Genomic DNA, 24,873 nt, shown 5'->3' with positions numbered 1-24,873 from the left:
CAACAACACTTTGGTTTGACCCGCGCGGATGTGCGCCCATAACATCCAACCGACGGCCTTCACATCTGCGTCATTTGTGCGCGCTGTCCAGCGTGAAGCCCTATGGGGCGGTGCGTCCGGCCGAGCGGCGGACGCGCATCAGCAAGGTCCTGGCCCACTCGAACTCATGAAAACTATCCACATAGCCGTGGTGGCCCTTGGCGGAGGCGGAGGCGCCGTCGCCCGTTATGTGCTGGGGGGCTGGATCTCCGTTCGTGCGGGCCCGGGCTTTCCCTGGGGAACGCTTGTCATCAACGCCAGCGGCTCCTTTGTCCTGTGCCTGCTCGCAACGCTGGCGCTGGAGCGGTTCACTCTCTCACGTACGTGGTTCATCGCGCTCGGCGTCGGTTTTTGCGGCGGCTACACGACGTTCTCCACTTTCTCATACGAGACCCTGCGGCTGGCCGCCGAAGGGAGTTGGGCCCGCGCGGGATACAATGTGGTCGCCTCGGTTGCGGCGGGCATCCTCGCCGGGTTGCTGGGCATTCTTGTCGGTCGCGCGGTTTGAGGTATGGCAATGGAAATCGTGGGTCAGGCGAAGAGGCTGCGCATATACATCGGGGAAAGCGATCACTGGCACGGGCAATCGCTCTACACGGCGATCGTCCAGGAGGCCCGCAAGGCCGGGTTGGCGGGCGCGACGGTCCTTCGCGGGATCGAGGGTTTCGGCGCGGAGAGCAGGATCCACACTGCCCGAATCCTTCGGCTTTCCGAAGACCTGCCGATTCTCGTGGAGCTGGTTGACAACGCCGACCGGCTCGATTCCTTCCTCCCGACACTCCTCCCGATGGTGGGTGGCGGCCTCGTTACGGCGGACGAAGTCGAAATCCTCCACTACAAGCCGGGAACCCAGCCCTCGAGCGGTGACAAGCCGTAGTGATGCGTCAAGTCAACGGGTGAATGAGTCAACGGGTCCGCAGACACGTTGCTCACGTTGACGCGTTTTGACAACCCTGGATGACGCATCAGGTCGTCTGTCGTGGTGCGCCGCGCGCCGTTCATCGCATCCAGTCCTATCCCCCCTGCGCCACATTTTCATCGCGGCTCTGGCAAACGTCGCCGCCTCCGGCAAAGTATGAAGGTAGATATCGTCATACGTGCCCGCTCCGGGGGGGAGAGTCTATACAGAACCATGTCAGACAGCCTGAGGAATAACACAGAACTCATCACAGCCGCGCGAAATGCGCACACCCAGCGATTCCTGGCCGAGATCGCTTTTGTTCGGCAGCTGGCGAAGGTGGAGAAGAAAGATTGGGACAGCCTGATCGCCGAGGCGGAAGCCCTGTTCTCAGCCGGCGTTGCGGGCAGTTTGGAAGACCTCCGGGCCGCGGTTGAGCGCGCTGAGGCGGTCCTTGCTCCCATCGCCCCCATCGCCAAGGGACACACGGTCTATTGCGTCGGCCACGGCCATATCGACATGAACTGGATGTGGGGCTGGCCGGAGACCGTTGCGACCACCAACGACACGTTCCTCACCGTCCTCAAACTGATGGACGAATTCCCGACGTTCAAGTACACGCAGAGCCAGGCGTCGGTCTACGAGATTGTACGCAGGCACAACCCGGAGATCTTCGAAGGGATCAAGAAGCGCGTGAAGGAGGGGCGATGGGAAATCGCCGCCTCGCATTGGGTGGAAGGCGACAAGAACCTGGCCTCCGGCGAAAGTCTCACGCGGCACCTGCTCTACACGCGCCGGTTCATGAAAGAGCATTTCGGGCTCGAGCCTGAGGAAGTCACCGTTGACTGGTCGCCGGACACGTTCGGCCACGCGTGGTCTATCCCCAGCATCGATGCGCGCGGCGCGGTGAAGCATTACTATTTGTGCCGCGGCGGAGATGCGCCCCTGCCACCGCTTTTCTGGTGGGAGGGCCCCGACGGCGGCCGGATACTGGTCAACCGCGAAAAGCACTGGTACAACAGCGAACTGGCGCCGCAATCCGCGATGATGCTGCTCGATTTCCGCGAGGAATGCGGCATGAAGGACTGGATGCAGGTGTACGGAGTGGGAGACCACGGCGGCGGTCCAACGCGGCGCGACCTGAAGCTCGCTATCGAGATGGATTCCTGGCCGGTGTTCCCCAATTTCAGGTTCAGCACCACGCGCGAGTATTTTGCGGCGATAGAGGCGAACTCCGGGGATTTCCCGGTTGTCACCCGCGAGCTCAACTTCGAGTTCTCCGGCTGTTATACGTCCCAGAGTGATATCAAGCGCAACAACCGGCACGGCGAGAATGCCGTTGGCGAGGCGGAATCCGCCGCGGCGCTGGCGTTTGCGGCTCTGGGCCGGGATTATCCCGCGGAGACCCTGCGCAACGCCTGGGTGGACGTTCTTTTCAGCCATTTCCACGATATCCTGCCCGGCTCGGGCGTCGCGGATACACGAACTTTCAACCAGGGGACCTTCCAGAAGATCGTGGCCGCTACCGGCATGGTGAAGACCAACAGCCTGCGGGCCGTCGCCGCGGCCGTCAACACGTCTTTCGCCGGAGAAACGGACAGCCGCGTTGTCCCCGCCGACATCGCCGCGATGGGCCTCGGTGGCGGGCCGGGACGCTTCAGCAACCGCGGCGAAATATCCTCGGCCGGACACGTTGTGGACGGCCCCCGTCCCGTGATAGTCTTTAACCCCACCGCCTGGCAGCGCGACGAGGTGGTGAAGGTTTCTGTTTGGGACGCTCAGACAGGCGCTTGCCCCGGCAAGCTGGAAGACAAGACATGGGTGGTGAAGGCCGCCGACGGAACGCTCATCCCCGCACAGCGAACGGACCACGGCGACTACTGGGGCCACAAATTCGTGGACCTCGCCTTCCCTGCGAATGTCGGCCCCATGGGATACGCCGCATACAGCGTCGAGGAGGGAGCCGTCGAGGGATCCGAGCCGGCAGTGGTTCTGAAAGCCGGATCGGAGGGCAAGGACCATGTGAACCTTCCGGCCGGCGAACTGACGATGGAGAACGAATTCCTGAAGGTGGTCTTCGACAAGGCCTCCGGCGGTATCATCAGCCTGCTTGATAAGCGCACCGGAAAGGATGTGGCGGATCCCGCCAACCCGATCGGCTTGCTCGAATACACCCTGGAGCGGGCACAGGGTGGCAGCGCGTGGATACTCGGCGCGCCCGAGAAGACCGTCTGTCCGCTGGAACTCACGAGTTTCGGCGTCGGCACCCCAGGAGCGTGGAACACGGACGTGAGCGCCAACGGCCCTTACGTCGCCACCGTGACGGCGAAAGGGAAGATCGGCGGTTCCACGTTTACCGTGATGTACCAGTTGAAGGCAGGGCAGCCCTGGGTGGACATCACCGTGGACACTCGCTGGGTCGAAATCGGGGGAGACAGTATCGGCACACCTCGGCTATCGATGCGCTTCCCTGTGAATTTCACATCGAAAACCGCGCTGTATGAAATACCTTTCGGCACGCTGGAGCGCGAGCCCGGTAACGCGCGCGACGTCCCCGCCCTCCGCTGGGCGGACCTGAGGAGCCAGGACGCCGGGCTGGCGGTCTTGAACGACAGCAAGTACGGCCATGCCTTTGACGGCAAGTCGATTCGCGTCGCACTGATCCGCTCAACCTGCAATCCGGATCCGCTGCCCGAGATCGGCGACCACACGATCAAATTCGCCGTCGCGCCGCACGGGCCGGACATTTCGAACGCGGAACTCATCCGTCTCGGCGCCGGTTTCAACCATCCGCTGCTGAGCGTGCCGACCGACGTTCACGAAGGCCCGCTTCCGGCGTCAATTGGGATGGCCGTGTTCTGCGCTGAGGACAACGTGCTCGTGACGCAGTTGAAGCGCGCAGAAGACAGCAATGAACTGGTGTTCCGCCTTCAGGAGGCAGAGGGCAAGGCGACCACCGTGCACGTGACGCTGGATACCACGCTGTTCGGCAAGGTAACGGCCGCCGTGGAGGCCGACCTCATCGAGCGACCGCTGACTTCCGGAACGGCCGCACTCGCGGGAAACGGGTTCAGCGTGAGAGTGGACGGCAACGGCATCGCAACGGTAAAGGTGGCCTGCGCGAAGTAGGACACCTTTACCGCAGAGGACGCTGAGAACGCGGAGGGGCGCAGAGGATGGGAGTCTTCTGCGCCCTTCGTGGCGAATGGCAAATTTGCCCTACGAGCTGGCGAGTTCGGTGCGTTTGAAGTACACGTCTGCACCACCATCGGGGATCCGTATCTTGAAGCCCTTGCGGTCCAGAATGCGCCTTAGTTTGAGATTGGGGTGAGCGCAGTTAACGGCGTGGACTATCCATTCCATCGCGGTACACTCCCGGCCCTTTGCGAAGCGCTCAGCAAGCAGCCAAAGCGTCGGAAGTACACCCTCTCCGCCGCCATCAATATGTGACAGCTCTACGGAAAGGCAGTCGTCCGACACGCTGAACTGGCCGAGCACGCAAGCAGTGCCCGCCTGGAAGACCACAGGCTCACCCGTTAACAGCAGAGCTCCGATTTCGGCGTCAGGAATCGCCAGGATCTCATCAGGGGTGAAGCCCTCGATATCGATGCTCTCTGTTCGGGGCATCTGCAGCCTCCAAAGCCAGGAGGGGCGCGGGAATCTAACAATCCCTCCGCGCCCCTCTGCGTACTCGGCGTCCTCTGCGGTAAGATCGCCTTACGGCATGAGCACTTCCTTGCCCGTCCTGGCGCTTTCGTAGATCGCCAGGATGAGATCGACGGCCGTGCGCCCCAAGTCCGGAGTGATCATCGGGTCGCGATCGTCTCGGATGGCTTCCGCCATATCCCTGATCAGGCGGGTGTGGCCACCGGAACTGAGAAGTCTCGGGTCGATCGCGCCCTGCATATCACCCTTGCCGCCGGTGATCCGGTTGGCCTCGTCGCCTTCGATGTACCATTCGACGATCTGGTCATCCGAGATGCTGATGGAGCCCTTCGAACCGTGAACGTTGTGGACCATCGAATACCCGGGCACGCAGGATGTTGACACTGTCAGGTTGCCAATGGCGCCGTTCTTGAACTTGATGGCCGCCGTGAGGTTGTCTTCGACCTCGATCTTGTGGGTCAGCGTGGCCTGGTAGGCCTTAACGGACGCGATTGGTCCCATGAGGTAGTAGATCAGGTCCACGCCGTGGATGCCCTGGTTCATAAGGGCGCCGCCGCCGTCGAGAGCATACGTGCCGCGCCATTCGCCGCTGTCGTAGTACTCCTGGCTGCGGAACCACTTCATATTCGCTTCGGCCAGGAACAGGGTCCCCAACTCGCCGCCCTGGACGGCATCGCGGACCTGGTTGATGACGTCCATCGCGCGGCGCTGGAAAATGCAGCCGACCTTCACGCCGTATTTCGCGGGCACTTCGGCGATGGCGTCCAGTTTCTCCCTGGTGATGTCCATCGGCTTCTCCACGATGGCGTTGATCCCCTTCTTCGCGGCGCCGATTACGCCCTGATGGTGGATGCCGCTGGGAGTGCAGACGCAGACGCAATCGAGACCTTCGTGCTCAAGCATGGCCTCCAGCGAATTGTACGGCTTACAGCCGAACTTGGTGGCGAGGGCCTGCGCCCGGTCGGGCAGGATGTCGCAGCAGGCGACGAGTGAAGCAACGTCCGGATTTGCCTTGAGCGCATCCGCGTGGGTGCCGCTGATGACGCCGCATCCGACGATGCCGAAATTGATGATACGAGACATATTGTGACCTTCCAAAGCGATTGGGCGGCTGAGACAGGGGCTGAGGTCGAGCGGCTGAGGGCTGAGACAGAACCAGCTACATCAGCTTTCGTGTCTCGGCCCTCAGAATTCCATCAGCGCCTGCCAGAACAGGGTTCTGATCTGGTGGGCGCCTTCCGGGGTGGGATCGAGAACCGGCGTGAGCCAGGCGTCTTCGCCGGACTTTGGGCCGTGTCCTTCAAAATGGGAACAGATGTCTATGAGCGACGCTCCCTGTTCGCGCGCAACATCCGCAATGGCGGCGTTGTACTCAACCAGAGTCGCGGAGACGTCATCGCCGGCGCCGGGGTCCGGGATGTTGCCGAGCATGAAGTAGGCCTCGGCCAGACGCCGGCCAAGTTCATCGAAGACCGCGACCAGCGCCTCGTACAGTTGGTCCGCATCGCCAACGCAGTCGCCCATTTTCAGGAGGTCCTTCGCGCCGGCGGTTACGGTCACAAGCACGGGATCGTCCGCGTTGCCCACACGCTTCATCTGGTGGGAGAGCGTTGTCTTCGCCGTGGCGCCGTCCTGTCCGAAAATCAGGAGGCGGGCCGCCGGATCGCGCGTGACCATATCGCGGCCGTGGAACTCGGGCCACTCGGCGTCGCGATTGCGGTAGAGAAGGGATGCGGGGCCACGGTGGGCGCCGACAGAGGCGGAGTCAATACATAGATTATCGCCAACGGCGATCAGTGCGTCAAAACGCGGGGCGCTCAAGAACCTCTCCTCAGTGGGTTGATGGGGTTAGTGATTTCCAGCGTGCCTTACCATCACGGGACGCCGCTTCATAATTGGCACATTCATGCGCTATGGGGCAACCAATTGCGTCATTGCGCGCCAGAATGTCTTGACTTCCTCGGCATATCTTCCGTTCAGCGCAAGGGCGATTTGCGTTTCGATGAGTCCGAGCGGCACGCCCATATCGTAGCGATCACCGTTAACCTCGATGGCGATGGTCGGCACGCGTTCCGCGAACATCGCCTGCGCGGCGGCGAACTGGATTTCGCCGCGCGTCCGCTGGTCGGCCGCCACCAGTTCATCAAGGCAGTCGAATATCTCGGGTGGAAGTGCGTGCATCCCGAAGAAGCACAGATACTGGTCCTCCGGGAGGCCCGGTACTCGCAGATGGGCGCGCGCAAAGTCGACGGTGGGCTTCTCTACGACACTGGTGATGTTGTACGCTCCGGGCTGCCCTCGTATTGGGTCGCCGCCGACCGTGCCGTACAACCGCAACCGGCTCTCGGGTGTCCTCTGCACGGCGAACACGGGGCGGTCGCACCGCTCCGCCATGTCCAGCACCTGCCGCATCGTGGGGCGCTCTTCGCGAGACACGTAAACGTGGTCACCCAGCAGCAACAGGAACGGGTCATCGCATACCCAATCCCGGGCGCACCAGACGGCGTGCCCGTAGCCTTCGGGACTTGGTTGGACGATAGTGGTAAGCCGCGCGCCGATGTCGGCGAGGCGATCGCTCACCGTGAGACCCCACGGCTTGGTCGCGAAGCGGGGCCGCATGTTCTCGTCCATCCCCTGGAAGAATCCGCGGAAGGCCTCTTCGTCCTCCGGGGATGTAACGACGCCGATTTCCTCGATGCCGGACGCCAGGGCTTCCTCGATAATGATCTGGAGCGTCGGTTTGGTGATCCCGTCCCGGTCCACCACAGGGATCAGCGCTTTCTGTATGGCTTGCGTTGCCGGGTATTGGCGCGTGCCTCTTCCGCCGGCGGTTATGAGAGCTTTCGTGATTCGCATAGGATTGTTTGTGTCACGGCCGGCTGAATGGTATAAGCAGTCTTCTCAGCGCGGGCTGAATTTGAGCCCTGATACCCTCGTTGGCGTAGCCGATCCAGGAGACGGGTTCGCGGATGTCCAGGGGCGCCGACAAAGCGTCGCCGCGCTCGTCGGTGATGATGACGCCCGCTTCCTTTGCGATCAGTTCGACGCAGATATCGTAGGGGTGGCAGCACAGGCGGGCCGGGTTTGGCCCGAGGAACACCGGCCGCAGGTCCGCATTGAACCGGTCGTGCCCGACGACCAGTTCGTACAACTGTCCGCCGGTGGAGATGTACTGGTCATCGAACGCGAGCGGATTCCCGCCCTGGACGCCGTCGAGGACTTCGGCGAAAAGGTCTTCTTCCAGTTGCGCCGCCTGCACCTTTGTGCCCGGGAAAAACTTGGTGATCGATGCGAATCCGTGCGCGATCGTCGCCGATCGCGAAGGGCGCGGGGTAAACGGCTCAACGCTTCCCGTGAGCAGGTTCTGGCGTTCACCGTGAGCGCCATGCCCGCGGACCGCCCACAGCGTGTCGCCGTAAAGATGGCGTGTGGTGGGCAGTTCGGTCATCACGGCCATTTCGATGTCGGCCAGGGTCGTAGCCGCGCCTTTATTGGGAGCGATGCCCGCAAGCGCCCAGGCGGAGCGCTTGTCGTACATGATTTCGCGAGTACCGTCAATCGGGTCCACGATCAGCAGGAATTCCGCCCGATCGAAGGCCGTGCCCGCGGGGAACGCGCGCCAGCCATCGCCCGGAACGCCTTCGGCGATCAGCACGAACGGCGTTTCTCGGCCCCAGCGCTCACACTCCTCGAACAGGACGTCCTCGCCCTTCTCGTCGATTCGGTAGATCGTGTCGCCGTCGCTGGAGTGGTCTTCCGCGACGTCGGCCATCGCATTGCCCTGTACGCGCAGGTGCGCCAGTAGGGCATCGCGCATGCGGCGCTGGAGCGCAATGAGACGCGCGATAGACGGAGGAGGTTGGGGGATGGAGGCTGGATTTTCCATGAGTTGTCGGGAGCGGTTGCAGGACGCTCCGGAATCATTATAGGGGCATCGGAACGCGGAAATGGGGAAATGAGCGTTCATCTCCCCGTTTCCGCGTTTACGATTTGTCTAGCGGACCGTCAGGGCGAAGTCGTCCATCAGGAACCACGTCGCCAGCGAGCTGTCTTCATTCCCGATGGCGCAAACGCGGATTGTCTGGCCCTTGTAGGCGGAGACGTCAAACGTCTGCTGTGCGTAGCCGGCGTTCTGATTCAGGTTTGAATAGGTCGCAAGAGTCGCAAGGATGGCGCTGGCGCTGTTGCGGACCTGGATTGACAGCTTATCGTGAAGTACTCCTGTCGTGTCCGCGGAAATGATATGCAGCCAGAAGGTGAGTGTAGCGCTGGAGGCGGTGGATGGAATTGCCACATCCTGATAGATGGCGTCCACATGCTGCGTCCCATAGCCGTTGAGCTTGGCCTTCCAGACGCCGGAGAGCGCGGGCAGCGTGGTGCTGTTGTCCACCACGCCTGGGGTCACGTACCATGGGCCGGGGTTTGTCGAGCCGTTTTCGAAGCCGGGATTGAGAAGCAGTTGGCTTGCCGGATAGGGCGCGAGATCCGCCAGCAGGTTGGCGCCGTTGAACGTGCCCCAACCGGTCGCGTCGTCATAACCCGTCACGGCGGGGTAATAGAGGTTGGTGCTGCCGTCGGCGATGTCGTGGAAATCGGTGGTGTAGCGGCCGCCCTTGCCGACCTGATAGATGGCAGGGTTGGCGAATCCCAGTGGAGAGGTCCCGTTGGCCGCGCGGCGCTGGTTGACGAGCGCTGTGTACGCGGCCCAGAGCGGCGCAGCGCAGCTTGTTCCACCGTAAATCTGCCAGCTGCCGAAATACACGGAGTAACCCGAATACGGGTCGGCGTCCAGCGATACGTCCGGCACGTTGCGCATTGTGGTCGACCCCTTGGACGCGGAGGATACAACGCCGGACTGCCAGGAGGGCATGGACCAGACGGTGCTGATGCCGCCTCCTCCGCCCGATTTACTGGTCGAGCCTCCGTTCCACGTGGTCTCGGACGACCACGCGCCGCCGGCCCCGCTCGTCGTGAGACGCGTGCCGCCAACGCCGACCATGTAAGGCTGAGACGCCGGATCATCCACGCTGAGGGATGAGCCGTTGTCGTACGCCCCGCTGTCACCGGACGCGGCGTAGATCGATTGTCCCTGGGCGGCCATTTGCTGAAACGCCGTATTCTCCGCGTTGCGTGTGGCGGCCCCGGTGCTGCCTTCTGCGAGGCCCCACGATGTGCTGATCTCTTTCGCGGCGTTATCCGAGGCAATACGGTTGTACGTGTCCACCACGCCGGATCCGGAATTCGGGCCTTCGTAGACGACGATCTTGGAGGCGCCCGGCGCGACGGCGATCATCAACTCGATGTCCAGCGTCACCTCGCCGGCGCCGCTGCCGGCCGCGCCCGAATAGCCGTCCACCAGCACATTCTGCAGCGGCACGGCAGGCAGGCCGAAGTAGCTTTCGTATGTGTGGATGTCGCTGGCGGCGTAGCCGTCGAGTTCGAAGAGCGCCAGGGTCTGCCCGGTTCCCTTTTCGGTCACGGTGGAGAGGTTGTAGGCCGAGCGGATGTCGGACGGTGTCAACGCGCCGCCGGGACCGGAGCCGACCTGGAGCGGCGAAACGGACGCCGACGCATCGGCCATCGGACGGTTGTGCGTCTGCCAGATTGCGGCGTTGTCCAGCCCGATGACGCCGCTTATGACGCCTGCCAGGGCTTTTGGGACGGAAGGTTCGGCGTCCGGGGCGCGGAAGGTCCTTCCGCCCGGATCCTGATAGCGCAGCAGGTGAAGCCGGAAGGCCGACTCCACGGCGGCCGCCGGGCCTTCCACGTCCAGCACGAGGCGGTTGGCGTGCTCCGCCGTCACGCGAAGACCGGAGGCTTCGGCGAGAGCCTTCACCGCGCGGTAGTCCTCGGGGCTTGGGCTGAAGCGCGAGGTGAATTCCTCGGACGTCAGGAAATGGCCGTAGCCCGGATCGGCCGGGTCATAGAGGCGGCCCAGGAGCGACTGGAGCTCGCGCTCGTGGTGCAGTGGCAGCGCGATGGCCAGAGCGATCGGGTCCTGCGGCTGCAACCGGCCAACCACACGGGCCCGGTAGACCGAAGCCGGAAAGTGGCCAGGAAGCCTTACGTAGGGTCCCGACTGCGCGGAGACGGGCGCGGCCAGGGTTATGGCGACGGCGGCGCCGACGGCCTTAACGACGTGGGTCAGCCACGCCGGAGAATAGGGTTTGCACACGGGATCTGTACCTCCATCGCCGGCGCCTTTGCCGGCCGGGTTGCGTGTGCGAGCCTCGCGTTCCCAGTTGACGAAGCCATTATCAGCGGATCTGCCAGGGTCGAGAGCTTGCACGGGGTGAGCAGGCGGAGCGTTCCGGGCGCGTGTGGCCCAGGTCCCGGAGCGTCGCTCGCCAGTGTCCCACCGTTGCCGCCGCAACGGGTACGACGTTGCCATGGCGCTGCGGACTCTTCGAGTTTATCACACTCCTCGAGCCGGTGCATGCGCGCGGGGAGACACGACAATGGCGGGCCACTGAACACCGCCGCCGTGACAGGGTCCCCTTCCACGGCAAAACGGGGAAACGATCCGCATTGGGATCGTTTCCCCGTTTATCAACCGACGAGCGAGCTTAGCCCTGCGGGCCGGCTGCTTTCACCTCGGGCGTGGTCTCGCTCTCAAACGACTTGAAGTTATCGACGAACATCCCGGCGAGTTTGCGCGCCTGAGCGTCGTAGGCATCGCGGTCCGCCCAGGTGTTGCGCGGGTTGAGAACCTCCGGCGGTACGTTGGGACATGCTGTCGGGACATTCAGGCCGAAGAACGGGTCCCTGGCGGTCGGCGCCTCGGCGAGGCTTCCGTCGAGCGCCGAACGCACCATCGCGCGGGTGTGCTCGATGCGGAACCGTTTGCCGGTGCCGTACGGGCCGCCCGTCCAGCCAGTGTTGATGAGCCAGACGTTCGCGTTGTGCTTTTTGATCCGTTCACCCAGGAGCCGCGCATAGACAGTCGGGTCGAGGACCATGAACGGCGCGCCGAAGCACGTGCTGAAGGTGGCCTGCGGCTCCGTAACGCCCTTCTCGGTGCCGGCGACTTTGGCTGTGTATCCGCTGAGGAAGTGGTACATCGCCTGCTCGGGGGTCAGCCGGGCCACGGGGGGCAGAACGCCGAACGCATCGGCGGTGAGCATGATGATGTTGGTGGGGTGCGGTCCGAGGCCGTCGCGTTTGATATTCGGGATGTGGGTGAGGGGGTACGCGGCGCGGGTGTTCTCCGTGAGGCTGTCGTCATCCAGGTTGAGGCGCCCCGTGTCGCTGTCGAAGCCCACGTTCTCCAGGACCGTGCCGAAGCGGCGCGTGGTCTGGTAAATCTGCGGTTCGCTCTCGGCGGACAGGCGGATCACCTTGGCGTAGCAGCCGCCCTCGAAATTGAAGACGCCGTGGTCACTCCAGCCGTGCTCGTCATCGCCGATGAGCTGGCGTTCGGGGTCGGCGCTGAGGGTCGTTTTGCCGGTGCCGGAGAGGCCGAAGAAGATCGTTACGTCTCCGCCGGTTCCGATATTGGCCGAGCAGTGCATGGACAGGACGTCCTTCTGCGGCAGCAGGAAATTCAGCAGCGTGAAGATGGATTTCTTAATCTCACCGGCGTACTCGGAACCGCCGATGAGGATGAGCCGCTGGCCGAAATTAATGACTACGAACACTTCGCTGCGGGTGCCGTCGACCTCCGGAATCGCGTGGAAATTGGGGGCGTTGATGACCGTGAACTGCGGTTCGTGATCGACAAGTTCCTCCGGCTGCGCCTGAATGAACATGTTGCGCGCAAAGAGGCTGTGCCAGGCGGTCTCCGTGATGACGCGGATGGGAAGCCGGTAGCGCGGATCGGCGCCGGCGAAGCAGTCCTGCACGAAGAGGTCCTTGCCCTGGAGATAGGCCAGCATGCGGCCCTTGAGGCGCTCGAAATTGGCGGGGTCCATCGGCTTGTTAACCTTGCCCCATGCGACGGCGTTCTCGCTGGACGGCTCCTTCACGATGAACTTGTCGTTGGGTGCGCGGCCCGTGTGAGTGCCGGTGCGGACCACCAGCGGCCCCAGATGGGCGAGGCGCCCCTCCCGCCGGCGGATGGCCTCTTCATAGAGGAGAGAAGTTGAAAGGTTCCAATACACCGACTGAACGTTCTGGATACCGTGGGCCTCGAGTCCCACCCTGCTCTGAAATCTGCCCATAACCTGCATAGCTGCCTCCCGACGATACGCGCGCCACGGCCCTTTGGTTCGGCCGTGGCAACCTAGTTAAGCCTAAGTATGGCGCGAGGCGGCGAGGAGGGCAAGGGACGTTGGGGGATGGGGGATGGGGATAGGAGTCCACCGCTACCAGCGGGTTGTTGCCGCAGTAGGCGTACCAGTTGCTTTCGTCCTGCGCCGGGTCCTGGCTGATGAACCGGCCGATGGCGGGATCGTAGTAGCGGTTGCCAAGCAGGTAAGCCTGACTCGGTCATATTTGCCGGTTGTCCTGGGCTTGTCGGGCACTCGTCTGCCTGGTTGGCTACATATGGCGTAACGGGTGCTGCACGATTGAAAGCGCCACTGTGAGGAGCACGCCAATAACCAGTACAATCACAAGGCACAATACAAAGAGAAAGACACCTCGCATGAATTGGCGAACGTCGCTTGACCCATTGGGATGTGAACTGCGCATAGAATCCCCCTACCAGCCGTTCATAATTGCACGCTCGCGTTCGTACTCATACAGCGTTTTGAGGCCGCGGATGCTCGAGTTTATTCCGGTGACAGGCTGGTAGAATCCGTCAGCCCCCGTCCAGTGGCCGCCGGGGCCAACTATTCCGTCCCGGAGTTCGTAGTTGTGATTTGAATGACAAGCGAAGAATCGAGCCTCATCGAGTTTCCGTCCGCTCAATGCCCTCTCGAAATCGGCTCCGCGCATGCCATCGCTGCCTTTTCCACCTTTCCCGGGGTTGACAGAGACAGCGCCAGGGAAGGCTTCGTGGCCAATCCATGTGAGCGCGTTCACGGACTTGTCCGCCAAGGCGAGGTCTACCTGCTTCTCCGTGGGGTTTGTACGAATCTTGACTGAGCCATATCCTTCGGCATCATAATAGCCAGCCGCCGTCTTGGCGAGATTCTGGACAGCACGGTCGTTTGCACCTTGCATCTTGCCAACCTTGGTATCGGCAATCACAATCAAAGCCGTTTGATCCTTTTTCTCAGTCAGCCCGCTCGGGTCCACCGCGACCAGCGGGTTGTTGCCGCAATACGAATACCAGTTGCTCTCGTCTTGCGCCGGGTCCTGACTAATGAACCGGCCGATGGCAGGATCGTAGTAGCGGTTGCCCAGCAGCATTAGACCGCTCTCGTAGTCCGCCTGGTACTGGTGGCTGCCGCCCCAGAGGAACGGGGTGGGGGTGGGAACGGTGTAGTCGCCGACCGTGGAGAGGTCGCGCATCACCACGTTTCCGAAGGCGTCGTAAAGGATTTCGTCCTCCACGTACTGGCCGCTGGATCAATTCCTCCTCGCTCAAAGAAAGAACGCTAATCAATCTGACGTGATTGTAGTCCATTCTGATGTATCACGATGACCCATCCCCGGTGTTAATATGAATGCCTGATCGGTTGTGACGTTTGCGCCGCTCCCCCAAATAAAGAAGGGAAGCGGCCCGTTTCCGGACCGCTTCCCAGTTCACCGATTTTCCTTGGGCGCGGGTACCAGTCACCTGACACCTGTCACCCGTCACCTCACTTCGCTTCGGGCTTGATCGTCCGGATGCCGGTGCTGCGTCCGCCGCTGGCGCTGGGCGCGTTCACCTGCATGATGATCGCTTCGCCCGGCTTCACGTTCTTGATGGCGGCCATCAGGGCCGAAACCGTCGGCGTGGGAGTGCGTCCGACGCGAAGGATCACGCTGCCCGGAGGGATGCCCGCTTCGTAGGCGGGACCGCTGAGGTCCCACTTCGTGACGAGCACGCCCTTGATGGCCGCGTCCAGGCCGAGGCGCTGCGCGTCCTGCGGGGACAATGAGCTTACGGACATGCCGAGCGTGGCGAGTTTGGTCTCCTTGCCGGGCTGATCCGCGGCGCCGGGCGACGGCGCGCCGTTGATGTCCTTGGCCAGTTCCTCTTCCGACTTGCGCTTCTCGGTCGTCACCTTAAGCGTGACCTGCTTGCCGCCGCGCACGACCACCAGATCCACCTGGCGACCGGGAGGCGTGGACGTAACGGCGGCCTCAAGGTCGTCGAAGTCCGCGATCTTCTGACCGTTCCAGGAGGTGATGACGTCCTCGGGCTTAACGCCTGCCTTGGCGGCGGGGGTGTTGTCGTTCACCTGTTCCACAAGCGCGCCATACTCAACGCCGTAATACTTCTTCAGTTCAGGGCTGAGCTTGCGGTTCATCTGGCTCACAGCGACGCCCAGGTAGCCGCGCGTTACGCTGCCCTTGGAGATCAACTGATCCAGAATGCTCTTGGCCACGTTGATTGGAATGGCGAAGCCGATGCCCACGCCGCCGCGGTTCGGGCTGGCGATGGCCGTGTTGATGCCGATCACGTCACCGTTGATGTCCACCAGCGGTCCGCCGGAGTTTCCGGGGTTGATGCTGGCGTCCGTCTGGATCATGTCGCGATAATCTTTGAACCCTTCCACGCCGGACAATTCGCGCCCGGTGGCGCTGATGACGCCCACCGTCAGCGTTTCGCCAACGCCCAGCGGGTTGCCGATGGCGATGGCCCACTGGCCGACCTTCACCTTATTGGAGTCCGCCAGCTTGGGGATATTGGCCCGTGTAACGCCCGCCGGCGTCGCCATGCTGATCAACGCGAGGTCGGTCTTGTCATCGGAACCGACGACCTTGCCGTCTACCTTCTCGCCGTCCTTGCCGGCCAGGATGACCTGGATCTTGCTGGCGCCATCCACCACATGGAGGTTTGTCAGCACGTAGCAGGTGTTGCCGTCCACGCGCACGATAACGCCGCTGCCGGTGCTGATGCCCATTCGGGGCTGCGGCTGGGGGGAGGGCTGATTAGGCGAGTTTCGGAAAAACCCGAACGGGTCCGGGAGTTGGAACGGGGCGCTGTTGTCCCCGTTGTCGCCGGAATCGGGGGTGGCGTTGGCATCCGGCCTCGTCGTCGCCTCGATGCTCACCACGCTCGGCTCCACCGCATCGGCGATTCCCACGAAACCGTCCTGCAGGACGCCCAGGGCGACGCGCTGCTTGCCGGTGGTTGCAGCCGCCTGCTGCGCCGAGGCGGTTTCGATCGCGTCACGGCGGAAAAGCGCCACGAGCGAGAAACCCAAAGCCAAAACACTGATAACCATCAAAACTGTGTTGGAAGGCTTCTGCCAGAACCCATCTTGTTTGTGCATTTCGGATCTACCTCCAGATGTCATATGTTGCGAGGGGCGGGTACCCCGGCGAGCCGAGGCATCCCGTCCACAGTATAAGTCGTATATCGGGCCCGTTTGGTTCCCAAATTGAGCATAGCGGGTGAAGGGGAAACCGCTATTGTGCTTGCGTGCAGGCGGGCGGTTTACCGGCCACAATCCAGGCGCGTGAACAGGACCTTTCCGGCGGCCGTCACGTTGGCATTGAAGGCCCGCACCTTTGGGGCATCCGGCCCGGAGAAGGCGGTGCGGAGCAACTCTTTCAGGTCCGTATCCTGCATTTGCGGCACGCGAGCGCGATCTGAGTGTTTGCGGGAATAATCGGCGCAAACAGCCTCGTCCGGCCCGTCCGGCGCCGCACCGTGGAAGATGAGGATGACTTCGCTGGTTCCGTGGGATTTCACCAGGAACTGGCATTCGCTCACCATCTGCGCCGCACGGGAAAACTCTGCGGCGCCGCCGGCCAGGCCCCCCGGTCCGCCGGGAACGTACAGCCTGTCGTAGGCGTTGATGCCGAGATGGTTGTTGAGAAAATCGTCCAGATGCGCGCGCATGCGGCCGTCGGAACACGCGATGACCAGCGCGGACGGCCGTTCGGCGCTCCATTGATGGCGGCTGACAAAATCCGCATTCGCTTCGGGATTCCCGGCGGGCTCGGACACGGATGTGTCGGGGACACTGGGTCTGACTGGCTCGAAGATCATGGTGCCTCCTGTGGCCGGGGCCGCGGCCCCGGTAGATTTATTACCTGATACGCCCGATGACGAGTGCCCGGTTACACCGATTTGCCGCGCAAAAATGCGGGCGGCATCATCGCAGGCGAGCGTAGTACACGCTTTGGTCCGGGAACACGTGCGGCGGCCCATAGCCGGGCAGCGGCAGGCGTCCAAATTGTACAACACGCCATTCGTCCCATCCGTCCGGTACATTCATGCGCTTTCGCGGGGATTTCAGGTAAATGCCGTCGGGGGTCACGCCATAATCGGCGAACCGCGGCAGGTCGGCGGGGGTGGGCGGTAGAGGTAGACTGCGCCGGTAGCCGTACCAGGCCACGCTCCAGGGGACGTCGCTCAGTATGATGGCGCCCTTGGGCGTTGAGGTGTGGATCCATCGCTGGTTGTTGAGTTTCCATTCCACCCAGGTGCGGTCCTCGCGGGGTCGGCGCGGGGGGCCGATGATGTACAGAGAGCCAAACAACAGCGGTACCGTGACAAAGACGGCAAAGGACGCGCGGGACGGCGAGAGGCCTGGTCGCACCTGGTCCCATATCCACAGGAGGGCGTCCGCCGCGTAGATGATGAGAAACGGCGTGAATATCGCGTAGTAGCGCGGGATGTTGGACAGGAGCCCAAGCGTCACGAAGTGCAGAACGAAGACGCCCAGCAGCCATCGGCGCAGGCGCTGGGCCTCGTTCACCATAGGCCGCAGTGTGCTGACGACGAAGAAGGGAAACACCTTGCCAAGGTCTCCGATGCTGTCGATGTTGTTCCACCAGAGGTCGCCGGTCTGGATCAACCACTTCTTAACCGTCCAACCCGGGTGTGCCATCCAGAAATGCGCCGGTTTCTCGTAGATGAACTGATACCAGTCGTGTGTGTGCGGGCTCGCGGCGGTCATGTATCGCACCATCAACGCCGTTGTAAGGCTGAACAGCGGGTCGCCCGCCAGAAGGTAGTTTCGGTACAGCCAGGGAAACGCCACCGCCGCGGCCGGGACAACGAACTCCAGCGCGGCGGCCAGAGGACGCCGGCGATGCGTCTTCCAGATGAGAATCAGCATCGGCAGGGCATACAAAGCGACGCTGTAGCGGTTGAGAAACGCCAGGCCGGTGATGAGGCCGGCGAGCGGTATGTGCCACCATCTCGAGGGCCATAGCACCAGGTACAGCGCCGCGAGGAAGAAGAACAGTGCGGCGGGTTCCGTGAGCCCGGTGATCGAATCGCCCAATTGCCCGCCGTTGAACGCGAACAGAAACGTGGACAGCAGCGCTACCCGGTGTGAGAACATCCTCCGCGCGAACAGGTAGACCAGCGGTATGGCGAAGAAAAAGAACAGCGCCGAGGACAGGCTGATTGCGAAATCGCGCGGGCCGACGACCTTCATCAACCCGGCCTGTATCAGGGACGGCAGCGGAAACCGGTGGAGGTTCCACCATGGCTGACCGAGGCGGCCGGTCTGCTTCATCCACTCGAGGCCGCCCAACGGCATGATGCTGGTGATGAAGCCCTTGCCCTCGGCCACATTGCGGGCAATTTGAGCATAGTCCTGGGCGTCCGGATCCTGGAGGGCTATCGGGCGCGCGTGCCAGTAAAATGGAATCCACAGCAGCAGGGCCCCGATCCAGATGAGCGCAACGTTTCGCCATTCTTTCGGGGATATCGCAGGCGTGGGTGATGGTACCGGGTCGGATCGCATACCAATACGATACGCGGGAATGGGGGCGCGCTTCAACTGGCCGGATATCGCCGGCGCCCGGCCGAAAGCCTTGCTCGCGCGGCCGCCCCAGGCCCGCAGTCTACGCGGCGTGACAGATGGCCACAATCTCCGCGCTGGTCACATAGGACCAAGGCTTCATGCCGAGGATGTTGTAGAGCGTGCGCAGGGCCTTGCCGTCCACCTGTCGGAGGAACGGAACCATCCGGATTTCCGAAGTCATTTCGCACTTGGTCAACGTCGCTTTCAGCGTGAAAGGCGTTTGCTCATTGACGTGGACGTGCTCATTGTACCCCTGGCCTTCCTCGGGATTCTTCGGCAGGCGGTCGCCTTTCCAGTTGGGCTTGGTGGCGGCGAGCGCCGCGGCCGCTGGGAAGACGCGCCGGATGACCGGATAGAGGGCGCGGATCACGGGATAGGAGTACCTGTAGAACAGCTTGTTGGGGGCCGTGTGAACGATGAGTTCGCCGCCGGGCGCCAGGAGCGTCCTCAACGTGTTGAGGGTCCTCTCCAATTCGTGCTGATGAAGGTGCTCCGCTACGTCGATGAAGAATATCCGGTCGAAAGTCTCCCCCGCCAGGCTCAGTTCCACGGCGTCGCCGACGCTGAAAGAGACGCGCGCGCGGAACTCGTCGTCGTAGGTAGCAAGCGCATCGTTGGCAAGGGCGATGGCGTCTCGCGAGTAGTCCATTCCCTTTGCCGTTGCGCCCAGAATACCGGCCTGCAGGACCAATTCGCCGCGACCGCAGCCCACATCCAACACGCGCTGGCCGGGCTTGATGGACGTCATGGAGAGGAGTTTCGCGTGCCGCGGGGTTATCTGGCGGCCGCCGGTGGAGACGAAGAGTTCTCCTCCCTCCATGTTCTGGAGGTAGTAATCGCGGTCATACCACTCGCTGGGAACCTGTTCCGGAAGGTCCGCCGGGGATTCTCCGGACCGGGCGTCGCTGGATCGCAAGATATGTCTCCTCAACCGTGATGCCCTGAATGCACTCTCCGTGCGGGCAATTCGTGGACTTGTCGTTGAAATTCGTAATACAGGGGCTGCAGGGAAGGTTCCTGTAAAGCACCGTGTTCTGCGCGCCAACCGGGCCGTAAAGCGTGGGATCGTTGGGCCCGTAGAACGCCACCGCCGGCACCTGGAGCGCCGCGGCAAGGTGGACCGGACCGGTGTCGGCGCATACTATCATTTGCGCGCTCTGTAGAACCGCCGCGAACGCGCTCAGATTGAGGAGGCCGGCGGTGGAGGAGGCCGGCGATTTCATGCGCCCGCGCACCGAGTCCACAAGCTCTTTCTCCCGCGGCGAACCGCTGAAGACAACGGCCATCCCGGATTCCTGGATAATCTGGTCGGCCAGTTCGGCGAACCTCTCGGCGGGCCAGCGTCTCTGCGGCGCGTTTTCCCCCGTTCCGGGGTGGATCACGACAAACGGCCTGTCCAACAGCCCCTCCGCGCCAAGGAAGGCTTCCGCTTTCAGCAGGTCGGCGTCGCTGAGTGAGAACTCCGCCAGACCTTCCGGCCGTGGGACGCCGCCGACGGCGCGCGCGAGATCACAGAACACGTCCGCCATATGCACGCCGTCGCGGTATTCCACCGGGTGGCTGTATACGCCGGAACGCCCCTGGCCCGCCGTAGCGAACCCCACGCGCACCGGTGCGTTGCCGAGGCCCGCGATCAGCGCGGAGTAGCGGGAAAACTGCTCAAAATCCACAACCATGTCGAAGCGCTCGCGGTACATGAAGCGCAAGAGTCGCAGGGTTTCGTGAACGACGGAGCGGAGGCCGGTGACGTTGAAGTAGTGAACGTGGTCCACCATCGGGTAGCGTTCCAGGAGCCCGCGGTTCGCGGAGATGGTGACGAATGTGATCTCGGCATCGGGGAACTTCTCGCGGAACGCGGCAACCGCTGGCGAGGCGAGGATGAGGTTCCCGAAGCCCACCCATTTCATCATCAAAATCTTGCGGGGATATGTCAGTGCCTGCGCGGCGCGTTCCCGCCCAAGCCATCGCCTGGGCGAGACTTTTTGCGCGAATGCTGCGGCGCAACAGAGCGGGACCCCGATTTTGCGGTCCACAAAGCGGACCAGACCCACGTTCACGTTTGGTACTTCCCTTCGAACTCCTCTACGGTAGCACACCGCCGGCCAAGGGTCAACGCGGAGCGCGCCGGCGCCTTCGATTTGTCCTCTTCGGACCGTACGATGCATCTATGGTAAACGTTACATCAGAGGAAATGTGTCGAAGCAAACGAACGTTCCCTACACGTGTGCTCTTATTCGTCCTATTATGTGACCATATCCTCTTTTAACACATGGAGAAGCCTCAATGCCGCGGCCGCTCGACCTTTTCGTCCCTTCCCGAACACTTAATACCACCGCCCATCAGCCTTGGCGGACTTCGCACGGAGAACTCGTAACGAAACGGCGGCCCGCCGGACGCTCGCCTCGCGCATCCCGGAAGCGCCGCTCCGCGTGGGGGATCGTCCGAACGCTGGCGATCTTCACGATGGTTGCGACGTGCGGCGCCCTGCTGGCGTTTCCCGATATCAGAGCCGCCGCCGCGGCCGCGTGGCCTGCCGCTACGCCCGCCCAGACGTTCGGAAGCCCCCGGGTTCTGCTCCTTGTGATGGGCTCCGACCGCGATTACGGGACCAACGGTCAACGCATCGATGCTCCGGGCAGGTCCGACACCATGATGCTGGCCGATCTCGACCTGGATGGCGGTAAAGCCCACCTGATCTCGATTCCCCGGGACACCGAAGCCGAAATCCCCGGCCGTGGCATGCACAAGATCAACGCCGCGTACGCATTTGGCGGCGTCGACCTTTCGCGGCGCACGGTGGAAAACCTCATCGGCGCCAAGGTGGACCATACGGTTGCCGTGAACCTGGACGCGTTCCGGGACGCGGTGGATGCCCTCGGCGGCGTGGACGTCACCGTGGAAAAACCGCTCCGGTATACAGACCACTGGGCCAATCTGGAGATCAATATCCCCGCCGGGCCGAACCACCTGGACGGCGAGCACGCTATGCAGTTCGTCCGATTCCGGCACGACGCCATGGCGGACATCGGCCGCGTGAAGAGGCAGCAGGATTTCATGCGCGCGCTCCGGGAAGCGATGCAGAAGCCATCCGCCATCGCCCAGTGGCCGGGCGTGGTGCGCGCCGTTGCGTCTCATACAGAAACCGATCTCACACCCGCGCAGATGATTGCCCTCGGACGGTTCGCCAAGTCCCTGCCGAAAGGCTCGCTCGTAACCGAGACGTTGCCGGGCGCGTTTCATCGCAGCGGATGGCGCCCGGACAAAGTCGCCATGAAACGCCTGGCCTTTCGGTCGTAGAGAGCCGAATACCTGTAGGAAATGTGGCCGCGAAGGTGTATATATAATTGTTCACTCCTGAACGGAATGCCGCGAGACTGGGTGCGCCCTGCCCTCCTCGCGGCATACTTTTTGGGCCTTGCAGCTTGAGGAGTGTTTGCCGGACACACGATTCGGGAATCAAATACACAAGTGATGTCCATCACCGGTTTGGCCGAGGCTGTTCCCGCGCCTCGTGAACGCCACAATCATGGATGGTGGGGGCGCTTTGTCGTGCCGCGTACACGCGCTCTCGGCGCCGTGAGATAATGGCGGCCCGTTCCGTCAGGGTGGAAACCACAGGGGTGGCCATTTGTTCGCCCAGCGAGCGCACTACCGAGGCTGGTGAGGCATATGCCGAAGAGATCCCATGACGTTTCCGAAGGAAATGCAGTCCAGTCCTGGATGAACCGAGTGGGCCGAAAGCCGCTGCTTAAGGCACACGAGGAAATTGGGCTGGCCAGGCTGTGCCAGAGCGGCGATGACGCGGCGGCGGAACGGCTTGCCGAAGCCAACTACCGCCTCGTGGTAAGCGTTGCCAAGCGTTTCCGGGGCCTTGGCGTCCCCTTCGAAGACCTTATCCAGGAAGGCAATATCGGCCTGCTGCGCGCCGTTGAGAAGTTCGACCCCACGCGCGGTGTCCGGTTCTCGACCTACGCCACGCCCTGGATTTACCAGGCCGTCACGCGCGCCGTCGTGAATCAGGGGCGAAGCATCCGCCTTCCCAACAACGTGGCCCGCCTCACACTCAAAGTGTCGCACGTGGCGCAGACTCTCCGACAGGAGCTGGGGCGCGAACCCACGAACGAAGAGATCGCGGACGCCAGCGGGCTGCCCGCGGAACTCGTGCAGGAGCTGTCCACCCTGGCGACCCAGACCGTGAGCCTCGACGCGCCGTTGAGCGACGATACCGACGAAATGCTCGGCGATTTACTTGCAGATACGCAGGCGACACCGACACCGGAGCCGGGCGAGGAGTGGAAGCAGGAGACTGTCGAAGACATGCTTCAGAGGCTGGATCCGCGCGAGCGCGAGATCGTGAGGCTGCGTTTCGGGTTGGATGGCGGCGGCGAGCGAACGCTTGCGGACGTGGGGAAGCGGGTTCACCTCAGCAAGGAACGCATCCGCCAGATCGAGCATCAGGCGCTGCAGAAATTGCGCCACCAGGCAGCAGGATGAAAAGAAAGCGGGAGACCTGTACAGGTCTCCCGCTTTTTCGGCCCAGTGTCATCGGTGCAGGTTGCACGCGCTATCGGAGCGATCCACCTTCAACGATGCGGCGGCTGCAACTGCGTCAAGCACATCTTCGGCATTTATTCCGCTGGCGTTTACGGTGACCGGCTGATCCAGAGCGCCGGAGGGCGCGGAAATCGGTGTTGCGCGGTACGCGGCCAGCGCGGCAAGCGCCTGGCGGAGCGTGGTGGCCTGAGATGTGCGCCATTGGAGCGGAGAGCTCGTGGACGGCGCCATTTGCGCGGGGAGCATCACGCTCACCGCCGCGGCGTCCGCAAAACTCGGGCCCACCAATCGGAGGGTCACTTCGTGAACCGCCGCCTGCCCATTCGGAAGCAACCGGACGCTTACCCGCTGCTTGTCTCCCGCCGCCAGATCACCCTGCCACACGGAAACGCTGCCATCCGGCTCGGGTGAACCTCCCGCGGTAACGGTCACATCCGCCGAAGAGCGGACAGTCATCCGCCAGTGCCCGGTGCGCGGGACGGAAACATCAAGCAACAGGTCATCCGGCGTTCCGGCCGCGCGGAATCCCGCCAACGAACCAACGACGGAGACGGTGGGGGGCGTCGAAACCGCCGGAGCGGGCGTTTTCCACGGAATCCGTCCACCGATGCCGCCAGTGACGCCTTCGTGGAAAGGACCCAGCGCGAGCACGACGGCCAACACCGCGACGACGCCGGCGCCGGCCGTGGCGAACTGCCAACCGCGTGAAAGGGAAGCGAACCAGCCGCCGGCGGTCTTCCGGCTCGCCTTCTGCTCAACCCTCAAGCGCCGCATGACATCGTCGGCAAGGCTGCCCGGCGATTCAACCAGCAGGACCGGCTCGTCCAGCACGCGAAAGAGATCGGCGACGGCCGCCAGATCGGCCCGGCACGTTTCGCACGATTCTATGTGCTGGTCAACGTTCAGGCGCAGGCCCGGCTCCAGGTCGTTTTCCACATAAGCGGAAAGGTATTCAGATATGGTTTCACACCGCATTTGTCGGATCGCCCCCTTTGGGCGTAGAACGCACGATTGCTGTTACATTTAACAGCCCGAGCCGACTTGGCTCAATAATTCCGACCACACCGGTACCGCCATTGTTCCCGCCGAAGCAGGCTACCGCGAAAAAACATCCCGAGCTTTGTCAAGGTTCGCCCGTAATGCCAGCCTTGCGCGGTTCAGGCGCGATTTCACCGTACCAATAGGCGCTCCGGTGATCTCGCCGATCTCTTCGTAGCTGAGGTCCAGAACGTGGTACATGGTGATCATCTCGCGCTGGAAGTCGGGGAGTTCGCGGATGGCCTCGTCCAGGATCCGCCTTCGCTCCTGTTCCTCGGCCAGAGCGTTGGGGCCGGGCGTTGAATCCTCTACCTGCCTTTGAAGGACCGAGCCTTCGGATTCGAACTCGTCGTCGAGGGAAACCTGAGGGTGCGCCCGCCGGCGCTTCCGTTCGTCGAGGAACACGTTCGTGGCAATTCGGTAGAGCCAGGTAGAAAAGGAGGACTCGCCGCGGAACCGCGGAATGGCGTTGAAGACCCGCACGAACGCTTCGGATGCGATGTCGTTCGCATCGTCGTAGTTGCCGCTCATGCGGTAGGCGAGGTTGTAGACCGGTTTTTCGTAGGCCCGAACGAGCGCGTCGAACGCGTCGAGGTCGCCGCGCTGCGATCTGTCGACCAGGCGGCGCTCCGCGTCAGGGTCCAACGGTGCGATTCTTCCGGGGCGGGGATTGGTTTCCACGAGGACATTATAGGAGGCGCGGTGATGCTTAAACACCACCGCCGCATCCCACACGAGCGACGTCGTGGCATCGCCGGGCAACAGGCGCGCCAAGTGCGTCCCCGCTTGACGCTCAAACACCCCGGCGTTTACAATGATGAGCAGACGCGCGACGCTTCGCCAAGAAAATTGCCTGTCGGCCACATCCGGTCCTCT

Annotated in this window: 21 protein-coding genes; 5 read left to right on the top strand and 16 right to left on the bottom strand. The window is 62.8% G+C overall.

Features of this window, described 5'->3' with window-relative positions:
- The first annotated feature begins 166 nt into the window (after positions 1 to 166).
- The 3 genes from crcB (at position 167) to VGM51_19265 (ending at position 4,066) form a co-directional block, all read left to right on the top strand.
- The gene (gene crcB, locus VGM51_19275) at positions 167 to 547 is read left to right on the top strand and encodes a fluoride efflux transporter CrcB (protein ID HEY3415182.1); all 381 of its coding nucleotides are present in this window, start codon (positions 167 to 169) and stop codon (positions 545 to 547) included.
- 9 nt (positions 548 to 556) lie between these two features.
- Positions 557 to 916, top strand: coding sequence for a DUF190 domain-containing protein (locus VGM51_19270; protein HEY3415181.1), 360 nt, complete (start codon positions 557 to 559; stop codon positions 914 to 916).
- 255 nt (positions 917 to 1,171) lie between these two features.
- Positions 1,172 to 4,066: a glycoside hydrolase family 38 C-terminal domain-containing protein gene (locus VGM51_19265; protein HEY3415180.1), complete on the top strand. Its 2,895-nt coding sequence runs from the start codon at positions 1,172 to 1,174 to the stop codon at positions 4,064 to 4,066.
- Between the two features lie 90 nt (positions 4,067 to 4,156).
- Here the strand turns inward: VGM51_19265 and VGM51_19260 are convergent, their stop codons facing one another.
- The 14 genes from VGM51_19260 to VGM51_19195 form a co-directional block, all read right to left on the bottom strand.
- Positions 4,157 to 4,564: a hypothetical protein gene (locus VGM51_19260; GenBank protein HEY3415179.1), complete on the bottom strand. Its 408-nt coding sequence runs from the start codon at positions 4,562 to 4,564 to the stop codon at positions 4,157 to 4,159.
- Between the two features lie 90 nt (positions 4,565 to 4,654).
- Positions 4,655 to 5,686, bottom strand: a complete 1,032-nt coding sequence (locus VGM51_19255; GenBank protein HEY3415178.1) for a Gfo/Idh/MocA family oxidoreductase — start codon at positions 5,684 to 5,686, stop codon at positions 4,655 to 4,657.
- Between the two features lie 102 nt (positions 5,687 to 5,788).
- Positions 5,789 to 6,424, bottom strand: a complete 636-nt coding sequence (locus VGM51_19250; GenBank protein HEY3415177.1) for a GDSL-type esterase/lipase family protein — start codon at positions 6,422 to 6,424, stop codon at positions 5,789 to 5,791.
- Between the two features lie 90 nt (positions 6,425 to 6,514).
- Positions 6,515 to 7,459 (bottom strand): sugar phosphate nucleotidyltransferase, encoded by a 945-nt coding sequence (locus VGM51_19245; protein HEY3415176.1) that lies wholly within the window; start codon positions 7,457 to 7,459, stop codon positions 6,515 to 6,517.
- 13 nt (positions 7,460 to 7,472) lie between these two features.
- On the bottom strand, positions 7,473 to 8,420 hold the full coding sequence (locus VGM51_19240) for an inositol monophosphatase (GenBank protein ID HEY3415175.1): 948 nt from the start codon (positions 8,418 to 8,420) through the stop codon (positions 7,473 to 7,475).
- A 177-nt stretch (positions 8,421 to 8,597) separates the two neighbouring features.
- Complete coding sequence (locus tag VGM51_19235; protein HEY3415174.1) at positions 8,598 to 10,778, bottom strand: protease pro-enzyme activation domain-containing protein; 2,181 nt, start codon at positions 10,776 to 10,778, stop codon at positions 8,598 to 8,600.
- Positions 10,779 to 11,169: 391 nt separating this feature from the next.
- Positions 11,170 to 12,762 carry a phosphoenolpyruvate carboxykinase gene (locus VGM51_19230; GenBank protein ID HEY3415173.1) on the bottom strand — a complete coding sequence of 531 codons (1,593 nt, stop codon included), beginning with the start codon at positions 12,760 to 12,762 and terminating at the stop codon, positions 11,170 to 11,172.
- The gene (locus tag VGM51_19225; protein ID HEY3415172.1) at positions 12,668 to 13,015 is read right to left on the bottom strand and encodes an RHS repeat-associated core domain-containing protein; all 348 of its coding nucleotides are present in this window, start codon (positions 13,013 to 13,015) and stop codon (positions 12,668 to 12,670) included. Before VGM51_19225 ends, VGM51_19230 begins: the two co-directional genes overlap by 95 nt.
- Before the next feature lie 228 nt (positions 13,016 to 13,243).
- Positions 13,244 to 14,041 (bottom strand): RHS repeat-associated core domain-containing protein, encoded by a 798-nt coding sequence (locus VGM51_19220; protein ID HEY3415171.1) that lies wholly within the window; start codon positions 14,039 to 14,041, stop codon positions 13,244 to 13,246.
- 248 nt (positions 14,042 to 14,289) lie between these two features.
- Positions 14,290 to 15,912, bottom strand: a complete 1,623-nt coding sequence (locus tag VGM51_19215) for a trypsin-like peptidase domain-containing protein (protein HEY3415170.1) — start codon at positions 15,910 to 15,912, stop codon at positions 14,290 to 14,292.
- A 164-nt stretch (positions 15,913 to 16,076) separates the two neighbouring features.
- A complete protein-coding gene (locus tag VGM51_19210; GenBank protein HEY3415169.1) occupies positions 16,077 to 16,634 on the bottom strand; it encodes a hypothetical protein in 558 nt (185 codons plus the stop codon).
- Between the two features lie 106 nt (positions 16,635 to 16,740).
- A complete protein-coding gene (locus VGM51_19205) occupies positions 16,741 to 18,345 on the bottom strand; it encodes a glycosyltransferase family 39 protein (GenBank protein HEY3415168.1) in 1,605 nt (534 codons plus the stop codon).
- Between the two features lie 100 nt (positions 18,346 to 18,445).
- Positions 18,446 to 19,321, bottom strand: coding sequence for a class I SAM-dependent methyltransferase (locus VGM51_19200; protein ID HEY3415167.1), 876 nt, complete (start codon positions 19,319 to 19,321; stop codon positions 18,446 to 18,448).
- Entirely contained in the window at positions 19,248 to 20,462 is a 1,215-nt protein-coding gene (locus VGM51_19195) for a glycosyltransferase family 9 protein (GenBank protein HEY3415166.1), read from the bottom strand. Before VGM51_19195 ends, VGM51_19200 begins: the two co-directional genes overlap by 74 nt.
- A 226-nt stretch (positions 20,463 to 20,688) precedes the next feature.
- Here VGM51_19195 and VGM51_19190 point away from each other — a divergent pair, with 226 nt between their 5' ends.
- A complete protein-coding gene (locus tag VGM51_19190; protein HEY3415165.1) occupies positions 20,689 to 21,702 on the top strand; it encodes an LCP family protein in 1,014 nt (337 codons plus the stop codon).
- A gap of 372 nt (positions 21,703 to 22,074) precedes the next feature.
- The gene (locus VGM51_19185) at positions 22,075 to 22,899 is read left to right on the top strand and encodes a sigma-70 family RNA polymerase sigma factor (GenBank protein HEY3415164.1); all 825 of its coding nucleotides are present in this window, start codon (positions 22,075 to 22,077) and stop codon (positions 22,897 to 22,899) included.
- A 48-nt stretch (positions 22,900 to 22,947) separates the two neighbouring features.
- Here the strand turns inward: VGM51_19185 and VGM51_19180 are convergent, their stop codons facing one another.
- Together VGM51_19180 and VGM51_19175 are read right to left on the bottom strand one after the other, a co-directional pair.
- Positions 22,948 to 23,934, bottom strand: coding sequence for a zf-HC2 domain-containing protein (locus VGM51_19180; protein HEY3415163.1), 987 nt, complete (start codon positions 23,932 to 23,934; stop codon positions 22,948 to 22,950).
- A gap of 120 nt (positions 23,935 to 24,054) precedes the next feature.
- Positions 24,055 to 24,771 carry a sigma-70 family RNA polymerase sigma factor gene (locus VGM51_19175; GenBank protein ID HEY3415162.1) on the bottom strand — a complete coding sequence of 239 codons (717 nt, stop codon included), beginning with the start codon at positions 24,769 to 24,771 and terminating at the stop codon, positions 24,055 to 24,057.
- Positions 24,772 to 24,873: the final 102 nt, after the last annotated feature.

This window comes from Armatimonadota bacterium (assembly GCA_036504095.1).
Taxonomy (GTDB): Bacteria; Armatimonadota; DTGP01; order JAKQQT01; family JAKQQT01; genus DASXUL01.
This window is presented reverse-complemented; position numbering and strand designations above follow the sequence as displayed.

What these genes read in the sequence shown, in the direction of transcription:
- VGM51_19270 (HEY3415181.1), top strand. Translation starts at nt 557, where the DNA reads ATGGAAATCGTGGGTCAGGCGAAGAGGCTGCGCATATACATCGGGGAA.
- VGM51_19265 (HEY3415180.1), top strand. Translation starts at nt 1,172, where the DNA reads ATGTCAGACAGCCTGAGGAATAACACAGAACTCATCACAGCCGCGCGA.
- VGM51_19215 (HEY3415170.1), bottom strand. Translation starts at nt 15,912, where the DNA reads ATGCACAAACAAGATGGGTTCTGGCAGAAGCCTTCCAACACAGTTTTG.
- VGM51_19240 (HEY3415175.1), bottom strand. Translation starts at nt 8,420, where the DNA reads ATGCGCGATGCCCTACTGGCGCACCTGCGCGTACAGGGCAATGCGATG.
- VGM51_19260 (HEY3415179.1), bottom strand. Translation starts at nt 4,564, where the DNA reads ATGCCCCGAACAGAGAGCATCGATATCGAGGGCTTCACCCCTGATGAG.
- VGM51_19245 (HEY3415176.1), bottom strand. Translation starts at nt 7,459, where the DNA reads ATGCGAATCACGAAAGCTCTCATAACCGCCGGCGGAAGAGGCACGCGC.
- VGM51_19190 (HEY3415165.1), top strand. Translation starts at nt 20,689, where the DNA reads ATGCCGCGGCCGCTCGACCTTTTCGTCCCTTCCCGAACACTTAATACC.
- VGM51_19255 (HEY3415178.1), bottom strand. Translation starts at nt 5,686, where the DNA reads ATGTCTCGTATCATCAATTTCGGCATCGTCGGATGCGGCGTCATCAGC.
- VGM51_19185 (HEY3415164.1), top strand. Translation starts at nt 22,075, where the DNA reads ATGCCGAAGAGATCCCATGACGTTTCCGAAGGAAATGCAGTCCAGTCC.
- crcB (HEY3415182.1), top strand. Translation starts at nt 167, where the DNA reads ATGAAAACTATCCACATAGCCGTGGTGGCCCTTGGCGGAGGCGGAGGC.
- VGM51_19205 (HEY3415168.1), bottom strand. Translation starts at nt 18,345, where the DNA reads ATGCGATCCGACCCGGTACCATCACCCACGCCTGCGATATCCCCGAAA.
- VGM51_19210 (HEY3415169.1), bottom strand. Translation starts at nt 16,634, where the DNA reads ATGATCTTCGAGCCAGTCAGACCCAGTGTCCCCGACACATCCGTGTCC.
- VGM51_19180 (HEY3415163.1), bottom strand. Translation starts at nt 23,934, where the DNA reads ATGCGGTGTGAAACCATATCTGAATACCTTTCCGCTTATGTGGAAAAC.
- VGM51_19230 (HEY3415173.1), bottom strand. Translation starts at nt 12,762, where the DNA reads ATGGGCAGATTTCAGAGCAGGGTGGGACTCGAGGCCCACGGTATCCAG.